The organism is Empedobacter sp. ULE_I140, from assembly GCF_053482575.1.
Window position 1 is genome coordinate 2,650,341 of record NZ_JBQMTX010000001.1, and the last position, 16,312, is coordinate 2,666,652.

The window sequence follows — 16,312 nt, forward strand, 5'->3', positions numbered from 1 at the left end:
TATATATTTACCGCAACATTTATCATGTTGACCTCAATTATTTTGCATAAAAAAAGCCAAACATTTCTGTTTGGCTTCTTGTGACCTGGCTGGGGCTCGAACCCAGGACCCCAACATTAAAAGTGTTGTGCTCTACCAACTGAGCTACCAGGTCTCCGTTTTGGAGTTGTTATTGTTTTAGACTTCTCAATAACTAGAAGTTTGTGACCTGGCTGGGGCTCGAACCCAGGACCCCAACATTAAAAGTGTTGTGCTCTACCAACTGAGCTACCAGGTCTCCGTTTTGGAGTTGTTACTGTTTTTAGACTTCTCAATAACTAGAAGTTAGTGACCTGGCTGGGGCTCGAACCCAGGACCCCAACATTAAAAGTGTTGTGCTCTACCAACTGAGCTACCAGGTCTCCATTTTGGAGTTGTTATTGTTTTTAGACTTCTCAATAACTAGAAGTTTGTGACCTGGCTGGGGCTCGAACCCAGGACCCCAACATTAAAAGTGTTGTGCTCTACCAACTGAGCTACCAGGTCTCCGTTTTTTCGGACTGCAAATATACGATTATATCTGAGTTTACAAAACGAAAGACGTTTTTATTTTTTTATATAAAAAAGAACGTTTTGACTAAGTGACCTGGCTGGGGCTCGAACCCAGGACCCCAACATTAAAAGTGTTGTGCTCTACCAACTGAGCTACCAGGTCGGTTTCTTAAATCGAGTGCAAATATAGGGCGTTTAATACTAATTTAACAAACGTTTTGTGAAGTTTTTTACAATTTATTAATTAATCATTTCGGTTTTAAGAACTTAAATTTAGATAAATTTTTAGTTTTTTTTTGAAAGATAGAATTTCGGATAAGAAAACTGAAAAAATAAGCCATAGAAACATCATTTTATATATTTGATAAATGATTTATATACTATATTTGTCATCCAGCAAATCTAAATCTATGTGAACCGAAATTATTTTCGGAACGCTATTTAAAGATTGAAATTTTAGAATGAAGAAGAATATACTATATATTATTATTGCTTTGTTTTCGATAGTGTCGTGTAAAAAATCTGACAACCCAGAGGCAGACGTACCCGATTCTGAATATGCAAACAATTGTAATCAGGAAACAAAAGATGCACATTTGTCTAATTTTGCATTGAAAGAATTAAAGGAATTAATAAAAGATCAACCACAGATTATTCATCAAAAATTGAATGATCGTTGTTTCAAGGTTTCTAAACTTGGAAAAAATTTATACATTCAAAATTCAGATCGTTTAGATTCTTTGAAGATTAAAAACAATAATCAAGGAACGATGTTTTTGAATAAAATAACAGCAATACAGGTTTCGCAAGAGATTGTTTATAAATTAACATATTCTTTTCCTATTAAATTCTTGAATCAATATAGAGCAGAAATCAAAAAAGATGCGCCAAAATCTAAATACCATCATTCAAATTCAATCGTTACTAACGAAGATTATCAAGTAACTTATAATGTTGAACGTTATGATGCAAGACGTTTGGAGAATACGTATTCATATCAAATTGATACGTTTGATGGATATGCGAGATTAACTATTTTTTATTCAGAAGACTTACCAGTAGACTAATCATGATTATTTCTTTAGTAGGATATATGGGTAGCGGAAAATCGACTACCGGAAAAGATTTAGCCAAAGCATTGGGTTTCGAATTTATCGATCTTGATGATTTTATCGAAAATAAATATCAAACAAAAATTAGTGAGATTTTTGAAAAAGAAGGCGAATTAGGTTTTCGTAAAAAAGAAAGAGAAGCCTTAAAAGAAGTTCTGACTTCAACAAACATTGTGCTTTCTTTAGGCGGTGGAACTCCTGTTTATTACGATAATATGAATGAGATTGCCAACAATTCAATTTCATTTTTCATGCGTGTACAATTACCGCAATTGGTGAAACGATTGGAAAATAAAAAAGAAACTCGACCTTTAATTGCTCATCTTTCTAATGAAGAAATGATGGAGTTTATTGCGAAACATTTATTTGAACGCAATCAATATTATGAAAAGGCAAAATATACAATCAGCATTTCAAACCAAAGTACATTAGAGATTTTGGACGAAATTATGAAACATCTTAAAAAGGAGAAGATTTGGAATTAATCCAAATCTTCTCCTTTTATAATGATACCTTCAGTATCTTCTCCTCCCTCTTCTAAATAATCATCCAAATCTCGACGATCTTTTTTCGTTGGTCGACCTTCACCTCTTTCACGATAATAATCTTGCGAAAGTTTACGAAGCTCTAACACATCATATTCTTCTTTTGGCGTTGTATCCACAATATGTAAGGTTAATAATTTAGCTCCAATTCTATTATTTGGCACTTGCAATACTTTAAAAGATAAATTTATTTGATCTTTTCTCACCTCAATCGCATCACCTGGAATTATATCTCGCGACGCTTTTGCTACATCTCCATTTACTTTTACACGATTTTTTTTAACCGCATCAGCCGCTAAAGATCTCGTTTTATAATATCTAACACTCCAAAGAAATTTATCTAATCTCATTTAAAACTGAATATTTGTTAGGTTAAACTAATATTTTTTCTAAATTCGCAATATAAATCGAAATAACATGATAAAGAAATTCTTCGTTACTTTAATTGCATGTTCTGCTGTTTTAGTAGGATGTAATAATGATGATGATAACGGTGTGAATAAAGAAACTAAGATTCCAGTTGAAGAACGTAATGCATTAGATGATGAAGCGATTCAACAATACATGGAAGATTTTTACTTCAACTCTAAAGGTGTACTTACAAAATTTGATACCATCAAAGGAAACGAAGATGATGCTTATCCAACATTAAAATCTTTAGCAAAGCAAGATGAATTAGGAATTTGGTATGCCGAAAATCCTAATCATAAAGGAACAGGAAAAACTATTATTTCTAATGATAGTACTTCTATTTATCTAAGTTCTATTTCAACATATTTTGTTGCAACAAATAGTACAGACTACAAAAGAAAATATGGTTCTTTGGATCAGTTTTATTACTCAAGTATAAATACTGGAGATGGTTCTGCTACGCAAGATCCAACTTTTTATTACTTTACACCAACAGCAACTGAAATTAAAAATGGGGTAAAAAGAGAACACATCGAATTAAAAAACTTTGTAGAAGGATTAAAACATTTCAAAACAACTGAACGTGCTACAACTGACTTGTATAACTTTCAAGGTGTAATTATTTTACCTTCTCGTTTAGCTTATGCGAGAAACAAATATTATGTTACAAGCACAGGATTGACTGAATTTTCAGCTTATAGAGATGCAACTATAATTTTCAATTTCGAATTACCTAAAATCGAAAAAAGAACAACAGAATAATTATCTTCAAAATAAGATAATCTTACAAAAACCATCTGTATTGATGGTTTTTTTTTATCTTTAAATTTCAAAATGTATTAGAATTAAACCTAAAAAATGAGTATAATAAAATCTATTATCGATAACGATTTCTATAAATTCACCATGCAATTTGGCGTTACAAAATTGTATCCAGATGTAATGGCGCGCTATAAATTCATTAACCGTGGTGAACATCAATTTCCTGAAGGTTTTGCGGAAGAACTGCAAAAAGAAATCAATGCAATGGCTTCGCTTTCTTTAACCAAAGACGAAAAAAATTTTTTCACAATAAATTGCCCTTATTTAAGTCCTGCTTATTTAGATTTTTTGCAAGGTTATCGCTATGATCCAAATGAAGTAAAAATCACTCAAAACGGTACTGATGTAGAAGTTCACGTAGAAGGATATTGGTATCGTACTATTTTATGGGAAGTTCCAATCTTGTGTTTGATTAGTGAAATTTTCTATAAATTAACAAATGCGCAACGCATTTCTAACGAAGAAATCACAAAACGTACAAGCGATAAAGTTGATTTATACAATCGTCTTGGCGTTACAGTTGCGGAATTTGGTACCCGTCGTCGTCACAGTTACGAAGTTCATGATGTGGTAATGAAAGAATTAACAAACCATAAAGGAAAAAGCTTTGTTGGAACTTCGAATGTTCACTTTGCGCATAAATATGGTGTAAAACCAATTGGAACACACGCTCACGAATGGTTTATGTTTCATGGTGCACGTTACGGATTCAAAATCGCGAATTCAATCAGTTTAGATCGTTGGGTAAAAGTTTATTATGGTGATTTAGGAATTGCTTTGACTGACACTTATACGTCGGATGTTTTCTTTGGACAATTTGATAAAAAATTATCTAAATTATTTGATGGTGTTCGTCATGATTCTGGAGATCCGATTGAGTTTGGAGAAAAAACAATTGCGCATTACGAAAAAATGGGCATCAATCCTTTATTCAAAACGATTATTTTCTCGGATGGATTAAATTCAGAAAAAGTGGAAATGATTACAAAAGCTTTCAAAGGAAGAATTGGATTATCATTTGGAATTGGAACCAACTTAACAAACGACACTGATTTAAAACCTATGAATATCGTGATGAAATTGACCGAAATTTCTTCTATTGATATAAAATGGACAGGTGTTGTAAAACTTTCGGACGAAAAAAATAAACATACCGGAACGCCACGTATGATTGCTCTTGCAAAAGAAATGTTAGATTTAGATGACATTCCATCACATGATGCGCCAGAAAATGATTAAGAATATTCTTTAAAATAAAAAATGGAACTCAATATTGAGTTCCATTTTTGTTATCATTTAATATAATGAAAGATTACTTATTCATTAAATCTTCGATTTCTTCTGCTTCTAATGGAATATTTTGCATCAAGTTGAAAGGTTTTCCTTCTTTCTGAATTACATAATCATCTTCCAAACGAATTCCAAAACCTTCTGCTGGAATATAGAATCCTGGCTCGTTTGTGAAAACCATTCCTGCCACAAAATCATCAGTCAATAAACCATAATCATGTGTATCTAATCCCATATGATGAGACGTTCCGTGCATCATGTATTTTTTGTAAGCTGGCCAAGCTGGATCTTCATTTTGTACATCTGCTTTATCCAACAAACCTAAACCTAACAATTCAGAAGTATAAACTTTTCCTAATTCTTCATGGTATTTGTACCAATTATTCCCAGGAACTAACATCGTTTCCGCTTCTTTTTTACAACGTAAAACTGCGTCATAAACTTCGCGTTGGCGTTTTGTATATTTTCCATTAACTGGAATTGTACGTGACATATCTGATGAATAATTTGCATATTCAGCTGCAACATCAAACAAAATCAAATCACCGTCTTTACATTCTTGATTATTTTGAATATAATGTAACACATTTGCATTATTTCCAGACGCAATAATTGGCGTGTATGCAAAACCTTTTGAACGATTACGAAGAAATTCGTGAACAAACTCAGCTTCGATTTCGAATTCCCAAACTCCAGGTTTTACGAAATTTAAAATACGACGGAAACCTTTTTCTGTGATATCACACGCTTGTTGAATCAATTGAATTTCTTCTGGTTCTTTTACAGAACGTAAACGTTGCAAAATAGGGTTTGAACGTAAATAAGTATGTCCAGGATAATCTACTTTCAATTGTTTTACAAAACGATCTTCGCGCGTTTCTACTTGAGGTGCTTCTGTTACACGATAATGCTCATTTTTATTTACATAAACATTATCTGCTTCTACCATCAATTTGCGCAAAACATTTGGTAAATCTTGTAACCAAAGTACAGTTTTGATTCCAGAGACTTCTGTTGCTTGAGCTTTTGATAATTTTTCTCCTTCCCAAACTGCAATATGATCGTTTGTTTCACGAACAAATAATACTTCCTTATATTTAGGATCGTAAGCGTCAGGAAAAATTAATAAGATAGATTCTTCTTGATCAACTCCAGATAAATAAAAAATATCACGATGTTGTGCAAACGGTAACGTAGAATCTGAAGAAATTGGATAAATATCGTTAGAATTGAAAATAGCAAGAGAACGAGGTTTCATTGCTTTTACAAATTTCGCTCTGTTCTTTACGAATAACTCGCTTGGAATAGGATTGTATTTTGTTGTCATAAAATTTTACATTAATTATTATGACCAAATTTAAGAAGATGTTTTTAGAAAAAAAAGGAAAACCCTCGCAGAAACGAGGGTTTTAACCTTAACCAACCTAAACCTATGAAAAAGCCATTAGCCTTTTATGTTGACAAATGTAAGCTACTTTTTTTAAACTGCAAATTTTTTTTAAAAAAAGTCAATATTTTTTGAAGATCAATATGATAAAACGATAATATTCAATAAATAAGGTATTAATAAAAATTCAATAAATATTCATTTGTAATATTTGGATTATTATTTATATATTTGCACCTCGAATTTTAGTATAAATAATAACTTAAAAGAAGTTAAAAATGACACATTACGAAACTGTTTTCATTTTGACTCCCGTTCTATCTGATTCTCAGGTAGAGGAAGCAGTTAATAAATTCAATGACTTTGTTACTGCTAACGGTGGTGAAATCGTAGCAAAAGAGAACTGGGGCTTAAAAAAATTAGCTTACCCAATTCAAAACAAAAGAAATGGATTCTACCACTTAGTAGAATTTAAATCAGACAATAACGAGTTAGTTTCTCAATTAGAAGTTGCTTACAAACGTGATGAGCGTGTAATCCGTTTCTTAACTGTGAAATTAGACAAACACGGTATGGACTGGGCAGAAAAACGTAGAACAAAATTAAAGTCTAACTCTAACAAATAAGCAAAGCTATGGCAATTGACGATTTAGCAAAAAAAGCAGCTGGAGGTAGCGAATCAGAAATCCGTTATTTATCTCCTTTAGATATCGAAACACAATCAAACTCAAAATATTGTCGTTTCAAAAAATTTGGAATCAAATACGTTGACTATAAAGACGCTGATTTCTTAATTCAATTCGTGAATGAGCAAGGTAAAATTTTACCTCGTCGTTACACAGGAACATCTTTAAAATACCAAAGAAAAGTTTCTAAAGCGATCAAAAGAGCTCGTCACTTAGCATTAATGCCATTTATTGGTGATCAATTAAAATAATAACCTAAATATTAAAATATCATGAACGTAATTTTAAGACAAGATGTAGAAGGTTTAGGTTTTGAATTTGAAGTTGTTTCAGTAAAACCTGGATACGCACGTAACTTCTTAATCCCTCGTGGATTAGCATCAGTTGCAACTCCAAATAACGTAAAAGCATTAAACGAAGTTTTAGAAGCTCGTAAAGCAGAAGAAGCTACATTAATCGCTGCAGCGAAAGAAAAAGCGGCTAAATTAGATGGTTTAGTTGTTAAAATCGACGCTAAAGTTGGTTCTGGAGACAAATTATTTGGATCTATCAACAATGCAGATTTAGCAGAAGCTTTAATAAAAGCTGGTGTTGAAATCGAGAAGAAAAACATTAGAATCCCTGGAAATACTATCAAACGTTTAGGAAAATACGAAGCTAAAGTTCGTTTCCACAGAGATGTTGAAGTAGATTTCGGATTTGAAATTGTACCAGATGCTGCATCTATCAAAGCTGCTGAAGAAGCTGCTAAAACTAGAGCAGAATTAGCTAAATTAGATGCTCAAAAAGCAGCTAATGCTACTAAAGAAGAAGGTTCTTTCTTCAACTATGATAACCCAATTTACGCTAACGACAAGAAAGCGAAAAAAGAGGAAGTATCTGAAGAAGTTGCGACAGAAGAAACTCCATCTACAGAAGAATAATTATTATTCAACTATATAAAAAAAACCTCGCAATTTGCGAGGTTTTTTTTATGCTTTTATTTTAGATAATCTAACGTATTTACTTCTTTAAACTTTGGTGAACGTCGTAAGAAATCTTTAAAGAAAGCCGTATGTGTAGCTCCCATTAATACAAAAATACGATCGTCTTTTGTTATTGGCACATTATTCATATTTGAGAACATGGCTAAATTTCTATGATAATATTTCGCCGCTTGCTCTGCTCCTACTGGATATTTTTTGTATGAAACCGTCGTTAACATATCCGCATTAACTGCAACAGAAAAATCTAAAAATTCTGGTTGATTATAGTACTGCAATAACTCTTTTAATTTTACATCTTTTTTTGTTACTCCATTTTTCGATTCATTATTTCGGAACATTTCAATGTATCTTTTGAATGTAATCGAATCATCTTGCTCTTTCAACAAATCACCAAGCATATAAAGATAATCTTCTTGATAATTAATTCCGTAAATTTTCTTCGATCCGCTTAGTCTCCCAACTTCATAAGCCAATAACTCAACTTCGTTTGGATTTTCAAACTTCATTTTAGGATTAAGTAAATAATCTTGAAAAAGTTTATTCAACACTTTATTGCGAGAAGGATTTTGTTCAACTAAAATAATTGTAGGTTTAAAAGCCGCAATCTGCTTTGCTATTTCATGTATTTGACGAACATTATCTTGGTTATTCTCATCAAATTCAGTCGTACTTGCATCTGGAGTATATCCCATGTGAAAAGTTCCCATATTAAGAACTGGAATAGCATCATCAAATTTTGTTTGAAATTGATATTTTGTTTGAGCAGATAAATTCATAGTACCAATAAATGTAGCAATTGCAATAAATAAGTTTTTCATTTGAGTTAATTTTTAATTATGATTCAAATTTCTATGATTCTGAAAAAATTGACTTTTATTTATCGACTAACCCATTTGAATAATCGACGAATCACTTCACTTTTATGTAGAAAAGAATCTAATTTTACAAAAAACAAAAACAATGGAAGATGATAAAAAAAATTTAAGCTTCTCAAATCAAAAAAGCGTATTTATACTTTTAGGTTTTTGGGTTATTTACATTCTGTTTGATTACATAACAATTGGATTAGTTAATCTAACTAACGGAAATTCATTTTTTAAATCAATTACATTATTTGCATCAACAATGTATATTGTTCAGTTAATTACAATTTTTATTATCTATTTTTTTATTGCCCCCTATTTTCTTAAAAAAATAAATTGGAAATCGATATTATTCTCTATAGTATGTTCCTTTACAACATTCATTATTGTTCGTTATTTTATTGAGCAAATTATTACAGATTTTTTGTTCCATAAAGTCAATTATTTTGAAGGAACAACGATTAGTTTTTACATTTACGACAATTTACATTATGGTTCTTTTATCGTTTTTTCGTCACTTTTTTTATGGATGACATTCCATTCAATCCATACACTAAAACAAAATAACATCATTGAAAAAGAGAAAAAAGAAGCTGAAATTAATTTTCTCAAATCTCAAATTAATCCTCATTTTTTGTTTAATACACTCAATAATATTTATAGTTTGGTGAGTGTAAATTCTCCTCATTCGTTAAAAGCAATCGAAAATTTGAGTGCAATTATGCGTTTTACAACCTACGAAACCAATAAAGATAAAATTGAAATTGAACGAGAAATTGATTACATCAATCAATATTTAGATTTGGAGCAGATTCGTTATGGAGAAAAATTTTATGTCGAAAAAGAATTTTTGATTGAGAATTCTAAAAAATTAATTCATCCATATATTATTTCGCCTTTAATCGAAAATGCAATAAAACATGGTGTTGTAAAAGACATTAATCATCCAATTAAAATCAATTTAAAAACTAATTCTGAATACCTTGAGATTTCCGTTTCAAATAAAATTAATCAACATCAAAAAGATGAAACTTCAGGAATTGGATTAACGAATTTGAAAAAAAGATTGAATTATTATTTCGGAAATAATTATACTTTCGAAATTAAAAACGATTATGAAACCTTTCATATTTACTTAAAAATTCCATTAAATGACGAAAATTAAGTGTATTATTTTAGACGATGAACCTTTAGCTGTTGAATTATTGAAAAAACATGCTTCTGAAAATGAAAATTTAATTGTTTCACTTGCAACAACTGAAGTTTTTGAAGCAATTGATTTTCTCAAAAATAATAAAGTTGATCTTATTTTCACAGATATTCAAATGCCCGAATTGACTGGAATTCAGTTGATGAAAATCCTTGATCATTCTCAGAAATTCATTGTCACAACAGCTTATCAAGATTATGCTTTAGAAAGTTTTAATTTTCATGTGGTTGATTATTTATTGAAACCTATTACGAAAGAACGTTTTGATGCCTCTATAAAAAAATATGTTGATTTTTTTCAAACGACATCAACTAAAAATCAGTCGACTTATTTGTTTGTAAAAGCAAATGGAAAGCAAGTAAAAATTAATTTTTCAGATTTAATTTACATTGAAGGTTTGAAAGATTATATTCGAATTCATACCAAAACTGAAAAAATATTAGTCTTAGAAACCATGAAGTCTTTCGAAGAAAAATTACCAAATCATTTCAAAAGAATTCATCGTTCGTATATCATCAATCTTGATTTTTTAACTTCTATTGATGGAAATTCTGTTTATCTCAATCAGAAAATTTTACCAATTGGAGAAACTTATCGAAAAGAAATGAAGGATTTTGGTTAAGAATTATTAAGAACAAAAAATACTTGTCTTTTCGAGCTTGTCGAAAAATCTCAGATTCTTCATTTCGTTAACACTGCATTCAGAATGACAATAACAAAAAACTCCAACTTTTACAGTTGGAGTTTTTTGTTATTTATATATTTCTTGTTCGTTGTATCAGCAACATATCAGCCAAAACCATCGCAACTAAACTTTCTACAATAGGAACGGCTCTTGGAACAACACAAGGATCATGACGACCTTTTCCATGCATTTCGACCATTTCGCCATCAGCATTCAACGTCGTTTGTTCTTGCATTAATGTCGCAACTGGCTTGAAAGCAACTTTGAAATAAATATCCATCCCATTTGAAACTCCACCTTGTATTCCTCCAGAAAAATTGGTTTTTGTTGTTCCATCTTGGTTGAATTGATCATTCATTTCTGAACCTTTCATTGATGTTGAATCAAAACCTTCGCCGTATTCAAAACCTTTCACCGCGTTTATCGACATCATTGCTTGCCCTAAACGAGCATGCAATTTATCAAAAATTGGTTCACCTAAACCTACTGGCACATTTTGAATAACGCAGGTAACTTCACCACCAATTGTATCACCTTCTTTGCGAATTTCTTTGATAAGATCGATCATTTTTTCTGCCATTTCTAAATTTGGACAGCGAACCGCAGTATCTTCAATTTTAGAAAAATCTAATGTAGAATAATCATTATCCAACTTCAACTCACCTACTCCGCTTACATAAGCTGTAATATTGATATTTGGAATCACATGTTTTGCAACAGCGCCACCAACAACCCAATTAGCCGTTTCGCGCGCAGAAGTTCTTCCTCCACCTCTATGATCGCGAACACCATATTTGGTTTCGTATGTAAAATCGGCATGAGAAGGACGAAAAACGTCTTTTATATGATCGTAATCGTGAGATTTTTGATTATCATTCGGAATAATAAACCCGATAGAAGCACCTGTTGTTTTTCCTTCAAAAATACCTGAAAGAAATTGTACTCTATCTGGTTCTTTTCGTTGTGTCACAATTGCAGATTGTCCTGGTTTACGACGATCTAATTGCGCTTGTATCCAATCAAAATCTAATTCGATTCCACTTGGAACACCATCAATTACACCTCCAATCGCTACACCATGACTTTCACCAAAAGTCGAAATTTTAAATAGTCTTCCGAATGTATTCACAATAGTATATGTGTTTTTTATTTTTATTTTTCGAATTGATAAATCACTGCATTAACATTCATTGCAGCTCCAACAGAAGCTAAAATAATTTTATCATTTGCGTGAAATTGATGAGGAGCTAATTCTCCTTTTTTTATTAAATCAAACATTGTAGGAACCGTTGCTACAGATGTATTTCCTAAGAATTGAACTGTCATTGGATCAATTTTTTCTGGAACAGCTACACCATATAATTTATATAAACGCTCTATCATCGCATGATCCATTTTTGCATTTGCTTGGTGCAATAAAATTTTATCAATATCGGTAATTGATAAATTTGTTTCATCTAACAATTCTTTAATTGCTGGTGGAACATTTTTTAATACGAATTCGTAAACTTTACGACCTTTCATATTAATCGTTTTGATTGAACCTTTATAATCTGGATTTGCAGAACGTCCATTTGTCAAGTAAGCCAATTCATCACCTGTATAACTTAACGTTTCGTGATTGATGATTCCATATTTATAATCAGCTTCTTTCGCTTCCAAAACAACTGCTCCTGCTCCATCTGCAAAAATCATCGCAGAACGATCATGCGGATCTACAGCACGAGATAACGTATCAGAACCGATTACCAAAACTTTCTTTGCAATATTTGCTTGAATAAATTGATGTCCTAAAATCAATGATTCTATCCAACCTGGACAACCAAATGTCATATCATAAGGCTTACATTTTAGGTTTTTGATTCCTAAATTGTGTTTTACTTTTGCCGAAATTGACGGCATGATATCAATTTGATGACCAACAGGATCAATATCTCCAAAGTTGTGCCCAACGATTATATAATCTAATTCTTCTGGATTAACACCAGATTCTTCAATTGCTTTTTTAGCAGCAAAAGTTGCGATATCAGAATTTAATAAATCATCTTCTACATATCTTCTTTCTCTGATTTCTGTAATTTCCTCAAATTTACGCGTAATTTCTTCACCAGTTTTATCCAAACGATTTCCACTTTCGTCATAAAATTCGTGGTTAACAAAATCTTCGTTCGTAACAATTCTATTCGGTAAATAGTGTCCAGAACCTGTAATTACAGAGTTTATCATATTAATATTGTTCAATTTTAATAAAAAAATAATAGCGACAAAGTTACACATTTCATTAAAATAGTCATGAAAAATATGTAATAACTCATACCGAAATTAATAAAGTATATTTAATTTAGCAGCATGAAAAAAAATCCTTCATTAATTGGTCTTTTAATCGTCTGTGGATTAGCTGCTTTAATCGTTGTTATTTATAACACTTTTCTAAGCAAAAAAGATGGGTATGTGATTGATAATCCATCAAACAAAACCTTGACAATCAAAATTAACGATAAAGATTTTACAATTGCACCGCAACAAAATGCAAGAGTAGACTTGAAAAAAGGAAAAGCGCATATCGTTTATAGTTTTAATAACAAAAATGTAGATACAGTTGTAGATATTACGAGAGCAAATGGTTTTATAAATCCAACGCATCAAGAATATTATACATTTACACGACCTTATGGTGTTAGAAAAAACAAAGATTCTATCTTTTTATCACACAATATTGCAATAGATAACAAGATTTATCACGGAATTATCGAAAAATCTTCTCAATTATACATCGAAAACTTTTACTATAACATCGATCAAGATTATCCTAAAATGTTCATAAAAAGTAGTGGAAGCGAGAAAGCAACTGATTTATCGAAAATATTTAACAAAGAAGATTTTAAACAATTTTATTTCGAGAATTACGAATAAGATTTAGATTTTATAACTTTACAAAATGGCAAATCATCAACACGATGCAGTAACTCCTTACGAAGCATCAGATCTAAATAAAAAGAAACAAGTCGAACAAATGTTCGATAACATTTCTCCTAAATATGACTTATTAAACCGCGTTTTATCAATGGGAATTGATATTCAGTGGAGAAAAGATGTCATCAAAATGGTAAAAGCTTCTCAACCACAAACGATTTTAGATATCGCGACTGGAACAGGAGATTTAGCGATTATGATGGGTAAAAATACCGGTGCAAAAATTACTGGATTAGACTTATCTAACGGAATGTTGGAAGTTGGTCGCAAAAAAGTAAAAGAAGCAGGTTTGGAAGAACGTATCGACATGGTACAAGGAGATTCTGAAAATTTACCTTTTCCTGATAACACTTTTGACTGTGTAACCGTTTCTTTTGGTGTTCGTAATTTTGAAAACTTAGAAAAAGGTTTAGCAGAAATTAATCGTGTTTTAAGACCTGGAGGAACTTTTGTTATTTTAGAATTTTCTTATCCTACAGCTTTTCCAATGAAACAGTTGTATACTTTTTATTCTAAAAATATTTTACCTGCAATTGGTAAAATGGTTTCGAAAGATCAAAGTGCTTATACCTATTTACCAGATTCAGTTCGTGCTTTTCCACATGGAGAAGAAATGAAAAACATTCTGAAAAGTGTAAAATTTACACAACCTATTGATAAAAAACTTACTTTTGGTATTGCAAGCATTTATAAAAGTATAAAATAAATTTGCTTGTTATTCGTTGAAAGTCTATGAGAAAAAATCTAATCATCGCATTATCGTTAACTGTTGCTAGCATTGCAAATGCACAGTTTCGCCCTAATAATGACAGAAGCGAAAACAGAACTGAAACTGATCAGAAAAAATTTAGTTTTGGATATTTCTTGGGAACTAATATGATGAGTTACAAGATTGTTCCTAAAGCACAAACTAACCCTGTCCCTGGAGCTCCTCAAATTCCAGAAGATGATGGAGTAAATGAACACGGTTTAGTTTATTTAGATCAAGAAAGTAAAGCTGGTTTCTCTGTTGGATTAATCGCTAAAATGCGTGTGAATGATTACATCGACTTAAAGTCTGAACCAGGATTGCATTTTGCACAACGTATTTTACATTTTCGTAACGCCCCTTTAGCTGGAACATCAACTGGTACTTACGAAGGAGATTTAGAAGATTCTAATGTAAAACGCGAAGTAAAATCTACTTATATCGAAATCCCATTGTTACTTAACTTTCACGGAGATCGTTGGTTCAATACACGTCCATATATTCAAGGAGGTTTGGGTTATCTAATGAATTTACAATCGAACGAAAATAAAGAAGACGATAACGCTACTGGAGTTTTCAGAACAACAACGAATAACTTTAACTGGCAAGCAGAAATTGGTGTTGAAATTTATTTCAAACGATTTAAACTTACACCAGCCCTAAAAGGTATGTTCTTCTTTAATAATGAAATTGTTCCTGATAAACCTTCTACAGATCCTTATTGGACAGGAAGTTTGAATTCATTATCAACCAGAGCATTTGTTTTTTCTCTAAAATTTGAATAAAAATTTAAAGTCATAATCATAAAATAATAAAAACCATAAATAATATAATCACATGAATTTTCAATTATCGGAAGAACAATTAATGATTCAAGAAGCTGCTCGTGATTTCGCTAAAGCCGAATTATTACCAGGAGTTATCGAACGCGACGAAACATCTACTTTCCCAACTGATGCAGTAAAAAAAATGGGAGAACTTGGATTCTTAGGTATGATGGTTGACCCAAAATACGGAGGATCTGGTTTAGATAGCGTTTCTTATGTCATTGCAATGGAAGAAATCGCTAAAGTTGATGCTTCTGCTGCTGTTGTCATGTCAGTTAACAACTCTTTGGTTTGTGCTGGTATGGAAAAATATTGTAACGAAGATCAAAAACAAAAATATTTAGTACCATTAGCTTCTGGTCAAGTGATTGGAGCATTTTGTTTATCTGAGCCAGATGCTGGTTCTGATGCGACTTCTCAAAAAACTACTGCAGTAGATATGGGAGATCACTATTTATTAAATGGTACAAAAAACTGGATTACGAATGGTGGAACAGCCTCTACTTATTTAGTAATCGCTCAAACTGATCCAGAAAAAGGTCACAAAGGAATCAATGCTTTCATCGTAGAAAAAGGATGGGCAGGCTTCGAAATTGGACCAAAAGAACAAAAAATGGGAATCCGTGGTTCTGACACACATTCATTATTCTTTAATGATGTTAAAGTGCCAAAAGAAAACCGTATTGGTGAAGACGGATTTGGATTTGCTTTCGCAATGAATGTCTTAAACGGAGGACGTATTGGTATCGCTTCTCAAGCTTTAGGAATTGCACAAGGTGCTTATGAATTAGCGTTAGATTATGCAAAAATTCGTAAAGCATTCAAAACAGAAATCATCAATCACCAAGCTGTTGCATTCAAATTAGCAGATATGGCAACTAATATTACAGCTGCTCGTATGTTATGTTTTAAAGCTGCGGTTGAGAAAGACGAAGGAAAAGATATTTCTATTTCTGGTGCAATGGCAAAACTATTTGCTTCTAAAACAGCGAACGAAGTTGCTTCGGAAGCCGTTCAAATTCATGGAGGAAATGGTTATGTTCGCGAGTATCATGTAGAACGTATGATGCGCGATGCAAAAATTACTCAGATTTACGAAGGAACATCAGAAATTCAAAAAATTGTAATTTCGAGAGGAATTGCTAAATAATTTTAAATAAATATAATTATTTTTTATCTTTATAAGACATCTGTTAATGACAGATGTCTTTTTTTATTTATTTAATCAAAAAACAA

Annotated in this window: 17 protein-coding genes, 5 tRNA genes and 1 pseudogene; 13 read left to right on the forward strand and 10 right to left on the reverse strand. The window is 31.6% G+C overall.

Features of this window, described 5'->3' with window-relative positions:
- Positions 1–81 precede the first annotated feature (81 nt).
- From ACTS9J_RS12780 to ACTS9J_RS12800, 5 genes are all read right to left on the reverse strand, one after another.
- Positions 82–154: transfer RNA gene (locus tag ACTS9J_RS12780), tRNA-Lys, on the reverse strand.
- 50 nt (positions 155–204) lie between these two features.
- Positions 205–277 (reverse strand) — tRNA-Lys (locus tag ACTS9J_RS12785).
- Positions 278–328: 51 nt separating this feature from the next.
- A tRNA-Lys gene (locus ACTS9J_RS12790) sits at positions 329–401 on the reverse strand.
- Positions 402–452: 51 nt separating this feature from the next.
- Positions 453–525: transfer RNA gene (locus ACTS9J_RS12795), tRNA-Lys, on the reverse strand.
- A 96-nt stretch (positions 526–621) separates the two neighbouring features.
- Positions 622–694 (reverse strand) — tRNA-Lys (locus ACTS9J_RS12800).
- 298 nt (positions 695–992) lie between these two features.
- Here ACTS9J_RS12800 and ACTS9J_RS12805 point away from each other — a divergent pair.
- Together ACTS9J_RS12805 and ACTS9J_RS12810 are read left to right on the forward strand one after the other, a co-directional pair.
- Entirely contained in the window at positions 993–1,598 is a 606-nt protein-coding gene (locus ACTS9J_RS12805) for a hypothetical protein (protein WP_115001390.1), read from the forward strand.
- A gap of 2 nt (positions 1,599–1,600) precedes the next feature.
- Positions 1,601–2,128 (forward strand): shikimate kinase, encoded by a 528-nt coding sequence (locus ACTS9J_RS12810; RefSeq protein ID WP_180904953.1) that lies wholly within the window; start codon positions 1,601–1,603, stop codon positions 2,126–2,128.
- Here ACTS9J_RS12810 and ACTS9J_RS12815 read toward each other — a convergent pair.
- Entirely contained in the window at positions 2,125–2,538 is a 414-nt protein-coding gene (locus tag ACTS9J_RS12815) for an RNA-binding S4 domain-containing protein (RefSeq protein ID WP_180904955.1), read from the reverse strand. The genes ACTS9J_RS12810 and ACTS9J_RS12815 overlap by 4 nt on opposite strands.
- Positions 2,539–2,605: 67 nt before the next feature.
- Here ACTS9J_RS12815 and ACTS9J_RS12820 point away from each other — a divergent pair, with 67 nt between their 5' ends.
- Positions 2,606–3,361: a hypothetical protein gene (locus tag ACTS9J_RS12820; protein WP_286494656.1), complete on the forward strand. Its 756-nt coding sequence runs from the start codon at positions 2,606–2,608 to the stop codon at positions 3,359–3,361.
- A 96-nt stretch (positions 3,362–3,457) separates the two neighbouring features.
- On the forward strand, positions 3,458–4,660 hold the full coding sequence (pncB, locus tag ACTS9J_RS12825) for a nicotinate phosphoribosyltransferase (RefSeq protein WP_280062556.1): 1,203 nt from the start codon (positions 3,458–3,460) through the stop codon (positions 4,658–4,660).
- 73 nt (positions 4,661–4,733) lie between these two features.
- Here the strand turns inward: pncB and ACTS9J_RS12830 are convergent, their stop codons facing one another.
- On the reverse strand, positions 4,734–6,038 hold the full coding sequence (locus ACTS9J_RS12830) for an aminopeptidase P family protein (RefSeq protein WP_180904959.1): 1,305 nt from the start codon (positions 6,036–6,038) through the stop codon (positions 4,734–4,736).
- Positions 6,039–6,376: 338 nt separating this feature from the next.
- Here ACTS9J_RS12830 and rpsF point away from each other — a divergent pair, with 338 nt between their 5' ends.
- The 3 genes and pseudogenes from rpsF to rplI all read left to right on the forward strand — a co-directional run.
- Positions 6,377–6,724, forward strand: coding sequence for a 30S ribosomal protein S6 (gene rpsF / locus ACTS9J_RS12835; RefSeq protein ID WP_038334492.1), 348 nt, complete (start codon positions 6,377–6,379; stop codon positions 6,722–6,724).
- Positions 6,725–6,732: 8 nt separating this feature from the next.
- On the forward strand, positions 6,733–7,035 hold the full coding sequence (gene rpsR / locus ACTS9J_RS12840; protein ID WP_019976570.1) for a 30S ribosomal protein S18: 303 nt from the start codon (positions 6,733–6,735) through the stop codon (positions 7,033–7,035).
- Between the two features lie 21 nt (positions 7,036–7,056).
- A pseudogene (gene rplI / locus ACTS9J_RS12845) lies at positions 7,057–7,554 on the forward strand (50S ribosomal protein L9); the annotation flags it as partial.
- Positions 7,555–7,763: 209 nt separating this feature from the next.
- Here the strand turns inward: rplI and ACTS9J_RS12850 are convergent.
- On the reverse strand, positions 7,764–8,588 hold the full coding sequence (locus ACTS9J_RS12850; RefSeq protein ID WP_280038012.1) for a DUF5694 domain-containing protein: 825 nt from the start codon (positions 8,586–8,588) through the stop codon (positions 7,764–7,766).
- 142 nt (positions 8,589–8,730) lie between these two features.
- Between ACTS9J_RS12850 and ACTS9J_RS12855 the strand changes: the two genes are divergently transcribed.
- Positions 8,731–9,798 (forward strand): sensor histidine kinase, encoded by a 1,068-nt coding sequence (locus ACTS9J_RS12855; RefSeq protein WP_052217739.1) that lies wholly within the window; start codon positions 8,731–8,733, stop codon positions 9,796–9,798.
- Positions 9,785–10,465 (forward strand): LytR/AlgR family response regulator transcription factor, encoded by a 681-nt coding sequence (locus ACTS9J_RS12860; protein WP_125348776.1) that lies wholly within the window; start codon positions 9,785–9,787, stop codon positions 10,463–10,465. The genes ACTS9J_RS12855 and ACTS9J_RS12860 overlap by 14 nt, the downstream gene beginning before the upstream one ends.
- Positions 10,466–10,598: 133 nt before the next feature.
- Here ACTS9J_RS12860 and aroC read toward each other — a convergent pair whose 3' ends face one another.
- Together aroC and ACTS9J_RS12870 are read right to left on the reverse strand one after the other, a co-directional pair.
- A complete protein-coding gene (gene aroC / locus ACTS9J_RS12865; RefSeq protein ID WP_291090890.1) occupies positions 10,599–11,657 on the reverse strand; it encodes a chorismate synthase in 1,059 nt (352 codons plus the stop codon).
- A gap of 23 nt (positions 11,658–11,680) precedes the next feature.
- Complete coding sequence (locus ACTS9J_RS12870; protein ID WP_291090892.1) at positions 11,681–12,754, reverse strand: 3-oxoacyl-ACP synthase III family protein; 1,074 nt, start codon at positions 12,752–12,754, stop codon at positions 11,681–11,683.
- Positions 12,755–12,877: 123 nt separating this feature from the next.
- Here ACTS9J_RS12870 and ACTS9J_RS12875 point away from each other — a divergent pair, with 123 nt between their 5' ends.
- The 4 genes from ACTS9J_RS12875 to ACTS9J_RS12890 are packed head-to-tail and all read left to right on the forward strand — an operon-like array spanning position 12,878 to position 16,226.
- The gene (locus tag ACTS9J_RS12875) at positions 12,878–13,441 is read left to right on the forward strand and encodes a hypothetical protein (protein ID WP_448353303.1); all 564 of its coding nucleotides are present in this window, start codon (positions 12,878–12,880) and stop codon (positions 13,439–13,441) included.
- Positions 13,442–13,466: 25 nt separating this feature from the next.
- Positions 13,467–14,207, forward strand: a complete 741-nt coding sequence (gene ubiE, locus ACTS9J_RS12880; protein ID WP_448353304.1) for a bifunctional demethylmenaquinone methyltransferase/2-methoxy-6-polyprenyl-1,4-benzoquinol methylase UbiE — start codon at positions 13,467–13,469, stop codon at positions 14,205–14,207.
- Positions 14,208–14,233: 26 nt separating this feature from the next.
- Positions 14,234–15,034 carry a type IX secretion/gliding motility protein PorT/SprT gene (gene porT, locus ACTS9J_RS12885; RefSeq protein ID WP_038334485.1) on the forward strand — a complete coding sequence of 267 codons (801 nt, stop codon included), beginning with the start codon at positions 14,234–14,236 and terminating at the stop codon, positions 15,032–15,034.
- 52 nt (positions 15,035–15,086) lie between these two features.
- On the forward strand, positions 15,087–16,226 hold the full coding sequence (locus tag ACTS9J_RS12890; protein ID WP_115001412.1) for an acyl-CoA dehydrogenase family protein: 1,140 nt from the start codon (positions 15,087–15,089) through the stop codon (positions 16,224–16,226).
- The last annotated feature ends 86 nt before the right edge of the window (positions 16,227–16,312 follow it).

Coding starts and splice junctions, on each gene's coding strand:
- ACTS9J_RS12805 (WP_115001390.1), top strand. CDS start 993: ATGAAGAAGAATATACTATATATTATTATTGCTTTGTTTTCGATAGTG.
- ACTS9J_RS12810 (WP_180904953.1), top strand. CDS start 1,601: ATGATTATTTCTTTAGTAGGATATATGGGTAGCGGAAAATCGACTACC.
- ACTS9J_RS12815 (WP_180904955.1), bottom strand. CDS start 2,538: ATGAGATTAGATAAATTTCTTTGGAGTGTTAGATATTATAAAACGAGA.
- ACTS9J_RS12820 (WP_286494656.1), top strand. CDS start 2,606: ATGATAAAGAAATTCTTCGTTACTTTAATTGCATGTTCTGCTGTTTTA.
- pncB (WP_280062556.1), top strand. CDS start 3,458: ATGAGTATAATAAAATCTATTATCGATAACGATTTCTATAAATTCACC.
- ACTS9J_RS12830 (WP_180904959.1), bottom strand. CDS start 6,038: ATGACAACAAAATACAATCCTATTCCAAGCGAGTTATTCGTAAAGAAC.
- rpsF (WP_038334492.1), top strand. CDS start 6,377: ATGACACATTACGAAACTGTTTTCATTTTGACTCCCGTTCTATCTGAT.
- rpsR (WP_019976570.1), top strand. CDS start 6,733: ATGGCAATTGACGATTTAGCAAAAAAAGCAGCTGGAGGTAGCGAATCA.
- ACTS9J_RS12850 (WP_280038012.1), bottom strand. CDS start 8,588: ATGAAAAACTTATTTATTGCAATTGCTACATTTATTGGTACTATGAAT.
- ACTS9J_RS12855 (WP_052217739.1), top strand. CDS start 8,731: ATGGAAGATGATAAAAAAAATTTAAGCTTCTCAAATCAAAAAAGCGTA.
- ACTS9J_RS12860 (WP_125348776.1), top strand. CDS start 9,785: ATGACGAAAATTAAGTGTATTATTTTAGACGATGAACCTTTAGCTGTT.
- ACTS9J_RS12870 (WP_291090892.1), bottom strand. CDS start 12,754: ATGATAAACTCTGTAATTACAGGTTCTGGACACTATTTACCGAATAGA.
- ACTS9J_RS12875 (WP_448353303.1), top strand. CDS start 12,878: ATGAAAAAAAATCCTTCATTAATTGGTCTTTTAATCGTCTGTGGATTA.
- ubiE (WP_448353304.1), top strand. CDS start 13,467: ATGGCAAATCATCAACACGATGCAGTAACTCCTTACGAAGCATCAGAT.
- porT (WP_038334485.1), top strand. CDS start 14,234: ATGAGAAAAAATCTAATCATCGCATTATCGTTAACTGTTGCTAGCATT.
- ACTS9J_RS12890 (WP_115001412.1), top strand. CDS start 15,087: ATGAATTTTCAATTATCGGAAGAACAATTAATGATTCAAGAAGCTGCT.